Here is a 15,188-nt window from a genome sequence, read left to right on the forward strand (position 1 = left end):
ATGCGACAGAAAACCATTGATGCCATCATGGCGCATGCTGCTGCGGAATATCCGCGGGAATGCTGCGGTGTTGTCGCGCAGAAAAGCCGGGTTGAGCGGTATTTTCCCTGCCATAACCTGGCCCCGGCGCCGGAGGAACAGTTTCTTCTCTCCCCGGAGGATTATGCAGCGGCGGAAGACTGGGGGACGGCGATAGCGATCGTTCACAGTCACCCCGATGCCACGACACAACCGAGTGAGCTGGACAAGGCGCAGTGTGACACGACGCTGCTGCCCTGGCATATTGTCAGCTGGCCGGAAGGCGACCTGCGCACCATCCAGCCGCGCGGCGAGCTGCCGCTGCTGGAGCGTCCGTTCGTGCTCGGTCATTTCGACTGCTGGGGGCTGGTGATGAGTTACTTCCGGCAGACGCACGGCATTGAACTGACCGATTACCGGGTGGATTACCCGTGGTGGGAAGACCAGTATCCGGACAATTTTTACCGGGACTGCTGGTATGATTGTGGATTCCGGGAGTTCGACGGGCCGCCGTTACCGGGTGATCTTGTGATCATGCAGGTCCAGGCGAATAAATGGAACCACGCGGGGATCCTGATGGACGGCAACATGCTGCTGCACCACCTCTACGGTCATCTGAGCAAGCGCACACCCTATGGCGGCTACTGGATGGAACGAACTATGAAGGTTCTTCGTTATAAATCTCTGTGCTAACCTCTTTCTTATTTGATGAGGAACAGGGATATGAAACAAGCTATTTTCATTTTTCTATTGTTTGGTTTATTCGGTTGTAGTGCTTCCTCTTTACAGCAAGATGAACCAATTTATTCAGGACATTCATCTAAAAAGGCGTCTGATGTAAATAAGTGTTTGGCGCCAAAATGGCAGGAATTACACCCGCAAGCAACAAGTATTGAAACTGAATCAGGTTATAGAATTTCGGCAGCAGATGATTTATTTGGTGTCTTATCAATGGCGGTTATCCAGGATAATGTTAAGGGTGGCTCCGACATCAAAGTTTTTGCAGCCAGTAAAGGAATAGGGGACCCGTGGGGGAGCGCAGCACGCTCCTGTATTTAGTGAGAAAGCCACCGTTAAAGGTGGCTTTTTTGTTGGAGTGGTATATGCAGGAAATCATGACGCGTATTGAGTTAGGAGGCGTTCTCGGGAAAACTTTCGGGAAAGTACATAATCGATTAATAATGACCACAAACGAAGCGGTAAATGCACTTGCTAAAACTGTTAATGGTTTTGAAAAATTCCTTAATACAAGCAGAATGCGCGGACTTACATATGCCGTATTTAAAGGCAAAAAAAATATCGGCGTGGATGAATTAGGATTCCCTGTCTCTGGTGATGTTATTCGAATCGTTCCTGTTGTTATAGGTAGTAAAAAAGCTGGAGTCCTTCAAACAATACTGGGTGCTGTGCTGGTAGTCGCTGGTGCGCTTGGTGCCACTATCGGGCAAGCATGGGGCGGCGCTGCATGGGGACCAGCCGCCATGAAGATTGGCGCAGCTTTGATGATTGGCGGCGTTGTGCAAATGCTCTCACCACAAACCGCCGGTCTTGCCAGTAAACAGGATGCCGACAACCGTGCTTCTTATGCCTTTGGCGGGGTGACGAACACTGCTGCTCAGGGTTATCCGGTCCCACTTCTTTACGGTAAACGTCGTATCGGCGGTGCGATTGTTTCGGCGGGGATCTACGTCGAAGATCAGCAATAGTTCTCCATTCTTCTCATTTTCTCAGGCCACCTTCAGGTGGTTTTTTTGTGGGCAAAATATGGCTAAAGATATTAAGGGGCGCAAAGGTGGCGGTTCCAGTTCCCGCACACCCACAGAACAACCAGATGATCTGCAGTCGGTTGCTAAAGCAAAACTTCTTATCGCGCTGGGAGAGGGTGAGTTTGCCGGTGGCCTGACCGGGAGAAATATCTATCTGGACGGCACCCCGCTGGAGAACAGCGATGGTTCGCAAAATTTCGGCGGTGTGGTGTGGGAATTTCGCCCGGGCACGCAGGCGCAGAAATATATCCAGGGGATCCCCGGCACTGAAAATGAAATTAACGTCGGTACCGAAGTTTCAAGCACGACGGCCTGGACGCATACTTTCACCAGTACGCAGCTATCAGCCATTCGTCTTCGTATCAAGTGGCCGTCACTGTTCCGTCAGGAAGACGATGGCGATCTCACAGGTAACACGGTCAGTTATGCCATCGATTTACAGACGGATGGCGGCGCATGGCAGACCGTCCTTACCACAAGTGTTAAAGGTAAAACGACCTCAGGCTATGAACGCAGCCACCGAATTGATCTGCCGGTTGCAGGAACCACCTGGACGGTTCGCCTTCGTAAATTAACCGCTGACGCCAGTAGCGCAAAAATCGGCGATACGATGACACTGCAAAGCTATACGGAAGTGATCGACGCCAAGCTGCGCTATCCGAACACGGCGTTGCTCTACATTGAGTTTGACTCGAGTCAGTTCAATGGTTCTGTTCCGCAGATCTCCTGTGAGCCACGCGGTCGGGTTATCCGGGTTCCGGATAACTACGACCCGGAAACCAGAACGTATAGCGGCACATGGACAGGGGCCTTTAAGTGGGCATGGACGGACAACCCGGCATGGATTTTTTACGATCTGGTGGTTACCGACCGGTTTGGTCTGGGAAATCGCCTGACGGCAGCAAACATCGACAAATGGTCGTTGTATCAGGTGGCGCAGTATTGTGATCAGCCAGTTCCTGATGGAAAAGGCGGCAGCGGTACTGAGCCGCGCTATATCTGTAATGTGTATGTGCAGGATCGCAATGACGCATACACCGTTCTGCGGGATTTTGCCGCCATCTTCCGTGGAATGACCTACTGGGGTGGCGATCAGATTGTCGCCCTGGCTGATATGCCCCGTGACATAGACTACGTCTACACGCGCGCTAACGTGACAGACGGCGTTTTCAACTATTCCAGCAGCACATCCAAAACGCGTTACACAAACGCACTGGTGTCGTGGTCTGATCCTGCTAATGCCTATGCCGACGCCATGGAGCCGGTATTTGAGCAGGCGCTGGTGGCGCGTTACGGCTTCAATCAGCTGGAAATGACGGCGATCGGCTGCACCCGACAATCCGAAGCCAACCGCAAAGGGCGCTGGGGCATCCTCACCAATAACAAAGATCGCGTCGTTTCTTTTTCTGTCGGCCTTGACGGGAATATTCCGCAGCCTGGGTATGTCATCGCCGTTGCGGACGAAAAACTGTCCGGGAAAGTGACGGGTGGGCGTATCAGTGCTGTTAACGGGCGTGTCATTACGCTTGACCGGGTAGCCGATGTGAGCGCGGGTGGCAGGCTGATTCTGAACCTGCCATCCGGCGCGGCGCAGGCCAGAACGGTGCAGTCGGTAAACGGCAGGGCTGTGACCGTCACCACGGCATACAGTGAAACGCCACAGCCGGAAAGTATCTGGGTAGCAGAGTCTGGAGAACTGTATGCGCAGCAATACCGCGTTATCAGCGTGACAGACAACAATGACGGGACATTCAGTATTTCCGGGGCTTTCTACGACCCGGATAAATTTCCCCGCATTGATACGGGTGCCATCATTGACCAGCGCCCGGTCTCGGTTGTCCCGCCGGGTAACCAGAGCGCGCCGGGTAATATTGTCATCGGCAGCTACTCGACTGTCAGCCAGGGGATCAGTCAGAAAACGATGCGGGTGACATGGGACGTGACCACAAATGCCATTTCCTATGAAGCCCAGTGGCGGCGAAATGATGGGAACTGGGTCAATGTACCGCGCAGCTCCACCACCTCGTTTGAAGTGCCGTCAATCTACACCGGACGATATCTGGTAAGGGTGCGGGCAATCAATGCGGCGGAAATTTCCAGCGGCTGGGGCTATTCGGTCGAGAAAACACTCACCGGGAAGGTCGGTAATCCACCGAAGCCGGTAGGGTTTACCGCGACTGGGATCAACTGGGGGATCCGACTTAACTGGGGATTTCCGGCCAACACCGGCGATACGCTGAAAACGGAAATTCAGTACACGGCGAATGCTGACTTTTCGGAGCCGTTGTTGCTCAGCGATGTTCCGTATCCGTCATCAGAATACATCCAGCTCGGGCTAAAGGCGGGGCAGGAGTTCTGGTACCGCGCGCAGCTGGTCGACAAGTCCGGTAATGAATCCGGGTTTACCGACTGGCTTCGCGGTATGTCTAACGATAACGCAGACGACTATCTCGGCGATATCGCTGACGATTTCATGAAGTCCGCCGACGGTGACAGGCTGACCAGCGACATCAATACCAATCTTGAAGCTGTATTACAGAATGCGCTGGCGAACAACGATGCGGTTGACCACCAGTGGCGCCAGTATGGTGAAGTGCGTGCCGATATCCTGATTGTCAAAACAACCGTTGCGGAAGTGGATAAGGCAATGGCTGAGCTGTCGACCACTGTCCAGGCACAGATCAGTGACGTCACTGCCTCGCTCGAAGACAAGCTTACAGCGACAGTGGATGCCGATGGCGCTACCGCTATTTATACCCTGAAAGCAGGCGTCAGAATTAACGGGGTAATGTACAACGCCGGGATGAGCATTGCAGTACTTGCTCAGGCGGGGCAGCCGATTGTTACGCGGGTTGGTTTCAACGCTAACCAGTTTGTTCTGATGAGTGGCAGCGGAGATACGCAGTATTCGCCGTTTGCCGTCATCAACGGGCAGGTGTTCATCAGTTCGGCGTTTATCCAGGATGGCTCAGTCACCAACGCGAAGATCGGCAACAACATCCGATCAAATACCTTTGTTGCTGGACCTACCGGTTCCGGCTGGAACATCGACAAGAGCGGTGACTGTGAATTCCACGGGAAGCTGTATGCCACAAGCGGCCAGTTTGGCTTCGCTGGCAACGGCAATGGTGTCACGATTGACGGGAAAGGGATTACCGTTGCGCTGACGGGGGGCGGAAAAGTCGTGGTAGGGGAGTGGTCCTGATATGGCAAAGGGGATTTACATCGACCTGAACGACGGCAGACCGCCGATGGAAATAACAGCGGGGCTTCGTGCCCCGTCTTTTTGCATGCGCACCCCGGATGATTTCAACGGGAGAACGCGGACGATCACCGGACTAGTCAGCGGGAGCCAGGTCATATTCATTCCGGATGTTGGCTGTGTCTTTACCTACATTGGAACGGACACCATTCCGACGATCGTGAACCTGAAGAGCATCAGCATTTCGGGCGGCAGCATTACCATGAACAACGATGCCGGTAACATTGGTAATTTCGATAAAAAATGTTTTCCGGGCACCGTCATGCAGATCCTGCCTGCCAGCAGCGCAACGAATGGCATCGGACTGTTTGTCGCCAGTTCGACGGATTTCACTGCAATAACCACGAGTACACGTTTACTGACCTGCGTGGCCTCTGGCGTTAAAACGGTAACCGGCGCGACGACGGTATCTGCGATAGCGGGGAAAACGATCAGCGCCGGGGCCATTATGTTCGCGAAGTGGGATAACTCCGGCGTCAGCGTGACAAAATCTGGCGCAAATATCTGGGTGAATAACATCACTGACGCATTCCCTGTCGATGCTTCGGTGTCGATGACCTATGCCATTTTTGACAACGTTGATCCGGTGCCGGGAAGAGGAATAACCATCATGGCCGGGAGCCGGTGCGTGTTCTCCACCGTTTCCCGTCCTTTTGTTTACAGCGGTGCCGCCTGGACGCCTTCATGGAATAACACGGCGATTGGCTCACGAATGGTTTTGCTCGGGACTTTCGGCATGGCGACGACCTATTCCGGCAACCGGAATATCCTGAAGCACGCCGGGATCAGAATGTCCGGCGGAAACGTGGCGCTGGAGAGAGGTAAGGATATCGAATGGTGGGTAGATTCTGCATTTACCGGCCGTGACCAGATCGGGATATCCCTGCCTTTACTTGACCCGATTTACTGAATTTAACTGCATAACTGAACCCTGTTCCGGCAGGGTTTTTTATTGCCTGAAAACAGGAGCCATTATGTCTGCAGGAACATTAACCCTGACAAATAACTCAGCATCTGTGAGCGGAGCAGGTACGACGTTTACCACTGATCTGGCCGCAGGTGATTTCATTGTGGCGACGGTCGGCGGCGTGCCATACACATTGCCGGTTAAAGCCGTAAGCAGCAATACCGCGCTGACACTCGTCAGTAATTTCTCAGGTCCGACACAGGCAGGTGTGGCGTGGATGGCGGTTCCACGCGTAGCGCTCAATATGGTTACCGCTGCGCTGGTGGTTCAAAGCACCGAAGCATTGCGTGGTCTCAATTACGATAAGCAAAACTGGCAACAGATTTTCAGTGGTACCGGTACGGTCACAGTGACGCTCCCTGACGGTAGTTCTTTTAGCGGTCCTGCATGGGGTGGGATTATTAGTGCGTTGAATGAAGTCTCCGAATCTGTCTCCGGAAAGATGGACAAAAGCGAGAACCTTGCCGATCTGCCAGACGCTTCTGTCGCTCGCACAAACCTCGGTTTAGGAAGTAGCGCAACTAAGGATGTAGGCACCGAATCCAATAATGTCATGCAGGTGGGTGCATTTGGGTTAGGGACGGCGCTGCCGCCAAACACAACTGACAGCAATGCAAACAATGCTGTTTTAAACGGTATTTATTATTCAAATGGCGCAGCTGCAATCAATTATTACAGTGGTTATACCCCGCTGCTGTCCCTTTCCAGACTTTCAGGTAATCAGACACAAATCCAGGCAAATACCTCTGGAATACTTGCCGTCAGATGTAGCTCAAATAATGTGTGGTCAGCCTGGATTACTCACTACAACACTGCAAATACAACGAGGGCAAGTGACGGCACGTTGAAAGCGTCCTCGCCAGTAATACGACTATTCGCAGATGGTCGCTATGAGACGAATGAGGAGGCAGAAGGTTGCGTTGTAAGACGCCTTGACGTTGGCAGCTATCTGATTGAAGGCTGTAACGCGCTCAACTCGGACGCCGCCTGGGGCGGGATTGATGGTGGGTTCGACATTCCCACCGATCGAAACAGGCAGCCGCTGATCTGGCTCGATTACGAGGTGAATGCTGACGGCTCGGTGCTGGTTAAGACCTACCACCGGAGGAACGCCGGTTCACCGCCGTTCGCGCATAACGAAATTGATGGTCTCGCCGAGGGCGATCCGGTCGATATTCCCTGCGACCAGTATGTGAGCGTTCGGGTGGAAATGCCCGCGAACAGTATTTGGGAAATGAAAAGCACTATGACAAAAGTTTGATTGCTTCATTTAAATCAGATAGTTGTTTATCTCTTATTTTATCTTTTTCCATCAGTAAGGTGATTACGGTAAGGGCATCCATCAGCAAGGGATTAGTATCGAGTGTTAATATTTCCCGAAGCGACCCGTCTTCATTTACTGCACCGTTCACTCTCTTGATATATTGCGCGTCTATTTTTTCCAGATCCTGTGCGACAAATCCTCGACGAAGATGCCCGGTTTCGTCGTTTTTATATTTAAAGGTTACTGGCTTCATTGCCTCAATGTTGGCCCAGGATTCACTACCATCGGTATAATTTACATCCAGTTTAAGAGTGATGTCTGATACCGCGGTGGTAGTAATTTCCCGCCAGCCCTGCGCCGCACCAGACTCATGGGTCTGCGCAAAAAAGCGGTTGTTGCGCCCAGCGAAAGCGGATTGAATCGCTGATGTTAGTCGTATCTTAACCCCTGCTGCGTTGTAATTAAAAATGGGGGAATTTGTTGTACCTAAATAGAATCCGCACATATCCATAGCTGACCAGTCATTGTCGACAGCTAATGTACCGATGCCAAAATCCCCTTCAGAAAGTAATTCCCCTGTGGTGCTGTAGGCATCCCTTGTCGCGCTACTTCCTAAACCGACGTTTCACCTTCCGACACGGCCGCCAGCTCCGCTTCATTCTGCCGCATTTTTTTGTTGTACAAAGAATCGACAGGCATTTCGACCCGAACGCTCACATACTGATCGGCGGGGATATCGACTGGATCACCTTCGGCGAGGCCATCTATTATGTTGCGCGCGTACGGCGGTGAACCGGCATTTTCCCGATGGTAGGTTTTGACCAGCACTGAGGCGTCAGCATTCACTTCGTAATCAAGCCAGATCAGTGGCTGTTTGTTCCGGTCAGTGGGAATATCGAACCCGCCATCAATCCCGCCCCAGGCGGCGTCTGAATTAAGCGCATCACAGCCTTCAACCAGGTAAACCCCCGCAGACAGCCGCGTAACCGTGCAGCCTTCGGCTTCTTCATTTGTCTCGTAGCGCCCGTCAGAAAACAGCTTAATGACTGGTGATGCCGCTTTTAGCGTGCCGTCGCTGGCCTTAGTGGTGTTTGCTGTTGAATAAAACTCAAACCATCCAGCATAGACAGCAGCTTCAAGTGATCTCAAATATGCACGATTATTCCTGAATGCTAGCTGGGCGTTGTAATCCGATGATTGTGCATGCAGCAAGGTCATCCCCATGACTACTCCGCCGGTTGGTGTACTGAGGGAAGCGGTCCAGAAATTAGTCCTGTCTACAAACTCGTTTGCGTTTCGTCCTGACCCTCCTCGGCTTGCTCCGCCGACACCTGATGAGTCGACTGTAACAACATTGGAATTTCCGGTACCGATGTTTAAAACTGCCGCACCTCCTAAACCGACGTTTTATAGATTGCCTTTGCTGATGAAAAAGTTACCGTTTTCTTCATTTTCGCAGAAGAAAAGTAGGTTAAAAATTATGCAAATTGGCTATGTCAGGGTGTCAACAAATGACCAAAACACAGATCTGCAAAGAGAAGCGCTCGAGCGGTCAGGATGTGAGCAGATTTTTGAAGAAAAAATGAGCGGTACGATCGCAAACCGGCCAGCTCTGAAAAAGTTACTCCGTACGCTCAAAGAGGGTGACACACTGGTTGTCTGGAAACTCGATCGGTTGGGTCGTAGCATGCGTAATCTCGTGTTGCTGGTCGACGAATTACGCCAGCGCGGTATTCATTTTCGTAGCCTGACAGACAGCATCGACACTTCCAGCCCGATGGGGCGGTTTATTTTTCACATCATGTCCGCGCTGGCTGAGATGGAGCGTGAGCTTATCGTCGAGCGAACCCGTGCGGGGCTGGCGGCGGCGCGCGCAAAAGGGCGAATAGGCGGGCGGCGACCAAAGCTTTCGCCGGAGCAATGGGCTCAGGCGGGCCGACTCATTCAAAACGGCCTTGACCGGAAACAGGTGGCGATCATCTATGACGTTGCCGTCTGCACGTTATACAAAAAATTTCCGGCAAATAATGGCTTACAGGAAACTGTGGAAACAGGTGTTGATCTGCTGAGATAATAAATCTACTGTATATATAAACAGTATTTATTGGAGGTGCTTCATGCAGCAGTCAATCCTCACCGTATGCGGCATCCGACAGGGAGCGGAGGTGTTTGAAATTCAGTCGGGGTACGCGATTGTTGACCGAGCAGGCAAGCCGGATACCTCATGTGTTTTGCTGATAGCCTTTTGTGGGCATCAGCAGTTTGCCAGGCTCGCCGGTACATCACTCATCACGGAGGATGGTGAAGTAATCGAGGGTGATGGCCTTGATGATGTCGAAGTAATAGGCGTCGTAACGCATCTTATCAGCCGGGCTGGTTTCGACGATCTGCCGGTGATGTGATGTTCGCACTTGTCGATGTGAATAGCTTTTACGCAAGCTGCGAGCGGGTATTCAGGCCGGATTTAAAAGGAAGACCTGTAGTCGTGCTGTCAAACAATGACGGGTGCGTTATCGCGCGTTCTGTTGAAGCCAAACCATTTGTAAAAATGGGTGAGCCGTACTTCAAGCAGAAGGACCACTTCCGGCGCAATGGCGTCGTCTGTTTCAGTTCTAACTATGAGCTGTATGCCGACATGAGTCACCGAGTCATGACAACACTTGAGGAGCTGGCACCCCGTGTTGAAATTTACTCTATCGACGAGGCCTTCTGCGACCTGACTGGTGTGCGGAATTGTCGGGTGCTGGAAGAGTTTGGACGAGAGCTGAAAAATGCCGTTTACCGGAATACTGCTTTGCCAGTGGGAGTGGGCATCGCGCAGACGAAGACGCTGGCGAAACTGGCGAACTACGCAGCAAAGACATGGAAGGCCACCGGCGGTGTCGTTGACCTTTCGAACGTAGAGCGCCAGCGCAAACTGATGTCTCTGTTGCCAGTGGACGAGGTGTGGGGAGTCGGGCGCCGTATATCGAAAAAGCTGGAGATGATGGGGATCAAAACAGTTCTCCAACTGGCGGAAACAGATATCAGGTTTATCCGTAAGCACTTCAATGTCGTTCTGGAAAGAACAGTGCGCGAGCTGTGTGGTGAGCCTTGTCTCGAAATTGAAGAGTTTGCCCCGACAAAACAGGAAATTGTCTGCAGCAGGTCGTTTGGGGAGCGCATCACTGACTATGAAGACATGCGCCAGGCGATATGCAGTTACGCCGAGCGCGCAGCGGAGAAATTAAGGGGTGAGCATCAGTATTGTCGGTACATTTCAGCATTCGTGAAGACGTCGCCGTTTGCACTCAACGAGCCATATTACGGCTGTAACATGTCGGTGAAGCTGATGACGCCAACGCAGGACAGTCGGGATATTATCGACGCTGCTGTGCGCTGTCTGGATGAGATATGGAAGGACGGATACCGGTACCAGAAAGCGGGCGTTATGTTGGGCGACTTCTTCAGCCAGGGCGTGGCGCAGCTTAACCTGTTCGACGACAATGCACCGCGGAGAAATAGCGCGCAACTGATGGAGGTACTGGACCGCCTGAACGCTCGGGATGGGAAGGGCGCGTTGTTTTTTGCCGGGCAGGGGATTCAGCAGCCGTGGCAGATGAAGCGTGAAATGCTTTCCCCACGATACACCACAAGGTATTCTGATTTCCTTAGGGTCCGATGAATTTTAATGGATTCTTAGTCCGTTAAGTGCCATAAGCGGAGGTCGCTAGCTATCTCCGAAGATAATTTTTTCGAGATCCTGCAAGTCCTGCTGTGATTGCTCGTTAAGGTTAGCCTCTACCTTGTCGTACCATGTAAGAAGTTTCTTGCCAAGTGGTGTCAAAACCGAGCCTCCGCCTTTACTGCCGCCTGTTGATGTAATGACCACCGGCTTACCTATGCCTTTGTTGAGCGTATCAATCAGGAGCCACGCCCTTTTATAGGGGATTCCCAGATCTTTTGCGGCAGCTGAGAGGGAATGAAACCCATCTATAGCGCGTAACAGATCGATTTTCCCCGGTCCCAGCGAGATATTGTCATTGATGTAAATTCGGGGTCTGACCAAAATAAAATCAGACATAAGCGTTTTTTTATTCATCCTGAGAACTCCGGGCAAAGTTTTTTTACCGGGTGTGTTTGAAAGTTTTGATGGCAGAGATAAGAAGGATCACACCAAGTAAAGTCATAAGTGCTTTAACCGGGAACAGGCCGACCATAAGTCCACCAATTGCTGCGCCAATTACTGAACCGATGACCATCCATACAAACAGTGGCCTTTCTTTCTTCAGAACCAGGAAAGCATCTGCATTTGTATAACGGAAAAACCAACAATCATCGTTGGCAGGCTGATCATCAGTGAAAGGCTGCCGGCCAGTTTGATATCTACCCCGAAAAGGATAACGATTGTGGGGATAAGAAGCTCTCCACCAGCCACTCCAGCAAAGCTGCGACTATCCCGATAAAGAACCCTGAAACCACACCCGCAATAATTGTGGCAAGGCCGGGTTGAAATAACCCGCCTGAAATACTGTGCAGCGGCATCCAGGCTTCAGAGAGCATGACAAAAGACAGTAAAACAAGCAGGATCAGAATAATTCTGTCCAGCCAGATTCTGGACATCTTAATGGCACGACCTGCGGCCCACCATGCTCCAATAAGACTTCCTGCCAGCAAGTTTATGACAATATCAAGATGCGCCACCAACTGATCGAGAGATATAGATTTTGTTCGGAAAATTAAAGCAATAGCCACCACGGTGAGACTCATTGCTTTGTTAAAAATGACAGCTTCCAGGGTCGCGATTTTGAAACTACCGATCAGGACGGGAAGGCGAAATTCAGCCCCTCCGAGGCCAACCAACCCGCCTAAAGCCCCTATTATCGCGCCTGAGAAAACCCCTTTTCCATTCCTGTTTGAAACTGACGACATGCGTTCCTCTCTGATTCGTTATGTCATTTTTGACATAACGAAAGCATAGCATTGCAGATCAGTTGTCTGGTAGTTGATTGTAAAGGCGAGGATTGATCCAGATTAAAACTTATTCAATTTACCTGCTCCCCGTTGTTTTACACACCACAATTTATGTAATGCCTTCATGGGATATTAAAACAACTACGAACTTCTGCTATTCGCTCATAGCAGACGAGTTCACGTTCTCTAATTGACAGCCTCAATTAACTCCGGGCCTTGATTTTTCACATTACCAACGGCACGCGTCACGGCGTGCCAGGTGAAGAGGTCAGCAGACAATGAACAGTCACTAGCGATCTCTTCTGCTTCTTTCCCGCTAATATCCTGCCGCATCCATTCACGCGCTGCTTCAGGGGACAATACCAACGGTCGGCGGTAATGGATATCCACCAGGCCTCTGTCAGCTGCTGCCGTTACAATCAAAAAACCTTCAGCCTCATCTCCACGTTCAAGCGACGTGCTACCGATAGCCGCCATGAATATTGGTTTCCCGTCTTTCCTGTGAATGAAGTAGGGCTGTTTATGGCCGTCTTCCTTCGTCCACTCAAACCATCCATCCGCAAAAACGATTGCCCTGCCATGCTGCCACAAAGGTTTGAACATTCTGCTGGTGGCAGCTGTTTCGACGCGCGCATTAATCAACGGCGGCTTATCCCACCAACCGGGTGCATATCCCCAAAGAACAGGATCAAGATGCAGTTGTTCGTCCCGTTCGCTCAGTAATAAAACTTTGGTTCCAGGTGCCACGTTGTAGCGCCCAATCGGTTCAGGGTCATAGGGAATATCTCGTTCAGCCTCATCGGCCAGATACGCCAGATACTCTTCGCGAGTTTGTGCCTGGGCAAACCTTCCGCACATGAAAACCTCCAGTCGTCAGACTGAAAGTATAGGCAATGAAATAGGGGGAGTGGAGCAGGGGGACTGGTGCTTTTTCGTCAGGGTTTCACCTTCATTTCACCTTCATTTCACCTTGTGAAATAATTGTAAACGAAAAAAGCAGCCGTAAGGGGCTGCTTTAAAAGGGAAATTTTGGTCGGCACGAGAGGATTTGAACCTCCGACCCCTGACACCCCATGACAGTGCGCTACCAGGCTGCGCTACGTGCCGACACGTGCGCTAATACTACCCGTTTCAGTGTCGATTGCAAGCCAGCCTCCTGCTGAGTGATTCATAATTAATCAATCAGTTAGCGATAAAGCGTTTTTCGTCCGTGAGAACCTGCAACAGCAGACTTAGCTGAGGTTTCTGGTCGCGCAGCTTCTCGCCGTTACGATCCCAGGTGGTGTATTTGCCGTTGTGATCGAGCACCACGGTGATCTCCGGTGTAGTGATGGCCAGCGTGTTATTGTTGGCGGCGGTCACCCAGTTATGGCGACGCACTGCGGAGAACAGATCCTGGCCCTGCGAGTATTCGTTTGCTGGCGTACTGACGTGCAGCAGGCGCTGCATCAGCGTGGTCATCACATCTTTATGGTCAGTCAACGCGTTGATGCGCTGGGCAGGCGTTCCCGGCCAGTGAATGATGAGCGGAACCTGCAACGCATCGCGCGACCATTCAAACCCGTTACGTTTGTCGCCAAGTGGCACCCCGTGACCGGCGGTAATAATCACCACGGTGTTATCCAGTTTCCCGGCAGCCTCGAGCGTGGTCAGTACCCGGGCGATCTGGCTGTCAACATCCGCTGCCGCACGCGAGTAGCGGCGCGTGAAGCCCTGTTTTTGACTGTCATCGAGATTGGTGCCGTTGAAGGCAATCCACGAGAACCAGCGGTTATCTTCCTGGGCGTTGCCTTCCAGCCAGTTCACCCACTGCGTCGCGGTCTGGTCGTCAGTCTGCGTCTTCGCTGGCGGCAGCGAGAAGTCGGAGAGTAGCGCCTGGCGGTACATCGGGCTGTTGAAGCCATCAGAAGAGAAGAGCCCCAACTGGTAGCCCTGCTGATTGAGCGCGGTTACCAGCGCGGCAGGTGTGCGCGTAGACAACACGCCGTCCATATAGCCCGCGGAAATACCGTAGAACAGGCCGAAGATGCCGCTATCGACGGTATCGCCTGAACTCATGTGCTGGGTAAAGCGGATGTTTTTCTCCGCAAACCCGGCCAGTTCCGGCATCAGTTTTTCATAGCGGGAATAATTCAGGCCATCGACGGTAATCAACAGCACATTTTGCCCCGCGCCCATATCGCGGAAGTGCAGATCGCTTAACGGATACTGCACCGACACCGCTTCCGGATCGCCTTGCTCAATCAGGCGGCGCTGGTAATCCTGCGCATCAAGCAGACCATGTTTTTCCAGAAACCGACGCGCGGTCATCGGATAGGAGAGAGGGAGATTCGCTCTCTGCATGGTGATCGGGCGATAGAAATTGGCATCAGCCCAGATATACAACACGTGCGAGGCGATAAAAGAGATAAAAAACAGCCAGGCGACCGGTTTCGCATAGCGGCGGCGGCGCGTCAGGCTGCGCAGCTTTTGCCAGCTCCAGGTGGCGAACAGCATCTCAATGAGCAGAATGACCGGTACGCTGATAAACATCAGCTGCCAGTCGCGCGCCATTTCGTTCTGGTCCGGGTTAACGACCAGTTCCCAGACGATGGGATTAAGATGCAGGTGGAAACGGGTGAAAACTTCGCTGTCGATTAACAGCAACGTCATGCCCGCGGTGGCAAAAATGGCGGACAAAACCCGCATCAGCCGCTGCGACATGACGATGAACGTCAGAGGAAACAGGATTAGTACATAAGAGGCAAAGACCAGAAAACTAAAATGCCCGATGATCGTCAGGTACGAATAGAGGCGGCCCGCGAGCGTCGTCGGCCAGTCGGCGACAAACAGATAGCGGCTACCGAGAACCATGGCCAACAGCATGTTGAACAGGGCGAACCAGTGCCCCCAGCTAACCATCTGGGAGACTTTTTCACGGTAGGACTGACGATGCGTCACCATATGCTGTTGTTTGTT

Annotated in this window: 14 protein-coding genes, 1 tRNA gene and 1 pseudogene; 9 read left to right on the forward strand and 7 right to left on the reverse strand. The window is 52.0% G+C overall.

Annotated features, from left to right (window positions below):
- From QMG90_RS08065 to QMG90_RS08090, 6 genes are all read left to right on the forward strand, one after another.
- Positions 1-711 carry a C40 family peptidase gene (locus QMG90_RS08065; protein WP_283283310.1) on the forward strand — a complete coding sequence of 237 codons (711 nt, stop codon included), beginning with the start codon at positions 1-3 and terminating at the stop codon, positions 709-711.
- A gap of 30 nt (positions 712-741) precedes the next feature.
- On the forward strand, positions 742-1,077 hold the full coding sequence (locus QMG90_RS08070; protein WP_283283311.1) for a hypothetical protein: 336 nt from the start codon (positions 742-744) through the stop codon (positions 1,075-1,077).
- A gap of 44 nt (positions 1,078-1,121) precedes the next feature.
- Positions 1,122-1,724 (forward strand): tail assembly protein, encoded by a 603-nt coding sequence (locus QMG90_RS08075; protein ID WP_283283312.1) that lies wholly within the window; start codon positions 1,122-1,124, stop codon positions 1,722-1,724.
- A gap of 58 nt (positions 1,725-1,782) precedes the next feature.
- Positions 1,783-4,989 (forward strand): TipJ family phage tail tip protein, encoded by a 3,207-nt coding sequence (locus QMG90_RS08080; RefSeq protein ID WP_283283313.1) that lies wholly within the window; start codon positions 1,783-1,785, stop codon positions 4,987-4,989.
- 1 nt (position 4,990) lies between these two features.
- Positions 4,991-5,956, forward strand: coding sequence for a DUF6453 family protein (locus tag QMG90_RS08085; protein WP_283283314.1), 966 nt, complete (start codon positions 4,991-4,993; stop codon positions 5,954-5,956).
- Between the two features lie 64 nt (positions 5,957-6,020).
- Positions 6,021-7,274, forward strand: coding sequence for a pyocin knob domain-containing protein (locus QMG90_RS08090; protein ID WP_283283315.1), 1,254 nt, complete (start codon positions 6,021-6,023; stop codon positions 7,272-7,274).
- Here the strand turns inward: QMG90_RS08090 and QMG90_RS08095 are convergent.
- Together QMG90_RS08095 and QMG90_RS08100 are read right to left on the reverse strand one after the other, a co-directional pair.
- The gene (locus QMG90_RS08095; protein WP_283283316.1) at positions 7,258-7,788 is read right to left on the reverse strand and encodes a tail fiber domain-containing protein; all 531 of its coding nucleotides are present in this window, start codon (positions 7,786-7,788) and stop codon (positions 7,258-7,260) included. The two genes, QMG90_RS08090 and QMG90_RS08095, sit on opposite strands and share 17 nt — an antisense overlap.
- Positions 7,789-7,889: 101 nt before the next feature.
- Positions 7,890-8,384 (reverse strand): annotated as a pseudogene (locus QMG90_RS08100) (phage tail fiber protein); the annotation flags it as partial.
- A gap of 373 nt (positions 8,385-8,757) precedes the next feature.
- On the opposite strand from QMG90_RS08100, the gene QMG90_RS08105 reads away from it, so the two are divergent.
- From QMG90_RS08105 to QMG90_RS08115, 3 genes are read left to right on the forward strand one after another with little or no spacing between them, the layout of a single operon-like run.
- A complete protein-coding gene (locus QMG90_RS08105) occupies positions 8,758-9,351 on the forward strand; it encodes a recombinase family protein (protein ID WP_283283914.1) in 594 nt (197 codons plus the stop codon).
- Positions 9,352-9,394: 43 nt separating this feature from the next.
- Positions 9,395-9,679 (forward strand): hypothetical protein, encoded by a 285-nt coding sequence (locus tag QMG90_RS08110; RefSeq protein WP_283283318.1) that lies wholly within the window; start codon positions 9,395-9,397, stop codon positions 9,677-9,679.
- Entirely contained in the window at positions 9,679-10,941 is a 1,263-nt protein-coding gene (locus tag QMG90_RS08115; protein ID WP_283283319.1) for a Y-family DNA polymerase, read from the forward strand. The genes QMG90_RS08110 and QMG90_RS08115 overlap by 1 nt, the downstream gene beginning before the upstream one ends.
- A gap of 45 nt (positions 10,942-10,986) precedes the next feature.
- Here QMG90_RS08115 and QMG90_RS08120 read toward each other — a convergent pair whose 3' ends face one another.
- The 5 genes from QMG90_RS08120 to yejM all read right to left on the reverse strand — a co-directional run bounded on the left by QMG90_RS08120 (position 10,987) and on the right by yejM (position 15,173).
- Entirely contained in the window at positions 10,987-11,358 is a 372-nt protein-coding gene (locus QMG90_RS08120; RefSeq protein ID WP_283283320.1) for a winged helix-turn-helix domain-containing protein, read from the reverse strand.
- A gap of 284 nt (positions 11,359-11,642) precedes the next feature.
- Complete coding sequence (locus QMG90_RS08125) at positions 11,643-12,188, reverse strand: TSUP family transporter (protein ID WP_283283321.1); 546 nt, start codon at positions 12,186-12,188, stop codon at positions 11,643-11,645.
- 228 nt (positions 12,189-12,416) lie between these two features.
- Positions 12,417-13,088 carry an SOS response-associated peptidase gene (locus QMG90_RS08130; RefSeq protein ID WP_283283322.1) on the reverse strand — a complete coding sequence of 224 codons (672 nt, stop codon included), beginning with the start codon at positions 13,086-13,088 and terminating at the stop codon, positions 12,417-12,419.
- Between the two features lie 172 nt (positions 13,089-13,260).
- Positions 13,261-13,337 (reverse strand) — tRNA-Pro (locus tag QMG90_RS08135).
- 75 nt (positions 13,338-13,412) lie between these two features.
- On the reverse strand, positions 13,413-15,173 hold the full coding sequence (yejM, locus tag QMG90_RS08140) for an LPS biosynthesis-modulating metalloenzyme YejM (protein ID WP_283283323.1): 1,761 nt from the start codon (positions 15,171-15,173) through the stop codon (positions 13,413-13,415).
- Positions 15,174-15,188: the final 15 nt, after the last annotated feature.

This window comes from Trabulsiella odontotermitis (genome assembly GCF_030053895.1).
Classification (GTDB): Bacteria; Pseudomonadota; Gammaproteobacteria; order Enterobacterales; family Enterobacteriaceae; genus Trabulsiella; species Trabulsiella odontotermitis_C.

Coding starts and splice junctions, on each gene's coding strand:
- QMG90_RS08065 (WP_283283310.1), top strand. CDS start 1: ATGCGACAGAAAACCATTGATGCCATCATGGCGCATGCTGCTGCGGAA.
- QMG90_RS08070 (WP_283283311.1), top strand. CDS start 742: ATGAAACAAGCTATTTTCATTTTTCTATTGTTTGGTTTATTCGGTTGT.
- QMG90_RS08075 (WP_283283312.1), top strand. CDS start 1,122: ATGCAGGAAATCATGACGCGTATTGAGTTAGGAGGCGTTCTCGGGAAA.
- QMG90_RS08080 (WP_283283313.1), top strand. CDS start 1,783: ATGGCTAAAGATATTAAGGGGCGCAAAGGTGGCGGTTCCAGTTCCCGC.
- QMG90_RS08085 (WP_283283314.1), top strand. CDS start 4,991: ATGGCAAAGGGGATTTACATCGACCTGAACGACGGCAGACCGCCGATG.
- QMG90_RS08090 (WP_283283315.1), top strand. CDS start 6,021: ATGTCTGCAGGAACATTAACCCTGACAAATAACTCAGCATCTGTGAGC.
- QMG90_RS08095 (WP_283283316.1), bottom strand. CDS start 7,788: ATGGATATGTGCGGATTCTATTTAGGTACAACAAATTCCCCCATTTTT.
- QMG90_RS08105 (WP_283283914.1), top strand. CDS start 8,758: ATGCAAATTGGCTATGTCAGGGTGTCAACAAATGACCAAAACACAGAT.
- QMG90_RS08110 (WP_283283318.1), top strand. CDS start 9,395: ATGCAGCAGTCAATCCTCACCGTATGCGGCATCCGACAGGGAGCGGAG.
- QMG90_RS08115 (WP_283283319.1), top strand. CDS start 9,679: ATGTTCGCACTTGTCGATGTGAATAGCTTTTACGCAAGCTGCGAGCGG.
- QMG90_RS08120 (WP_283283320.1), bottom strand. CDS start 11,358: ATGAATAAAAAAACGCTTATGTCTGATTTTATTTTGGTCAGACCCCGA.
- QMG90_RS08125 (WP_283283321.1), bottom strand. CDS start 12,188: ATGTCGTCAGTTTCAAACAGGAATGGAAAAGGGGTTTTCTCAGGCGCG.
- QMG90_RS08130 (WP_283283322.1), bottom strand. CDS start 13,088: ATGTGCGGAAGGTTTGCCCAGGCACAAACTCGCGAAGAGTATCTGGCG.
- yejM (WP_283283323.1), bottom strand. CDS start 15,173: ATGGTGACGCATCGTCAGTCCTACCGTGAAAAAGTCTCCCAGATGGTT.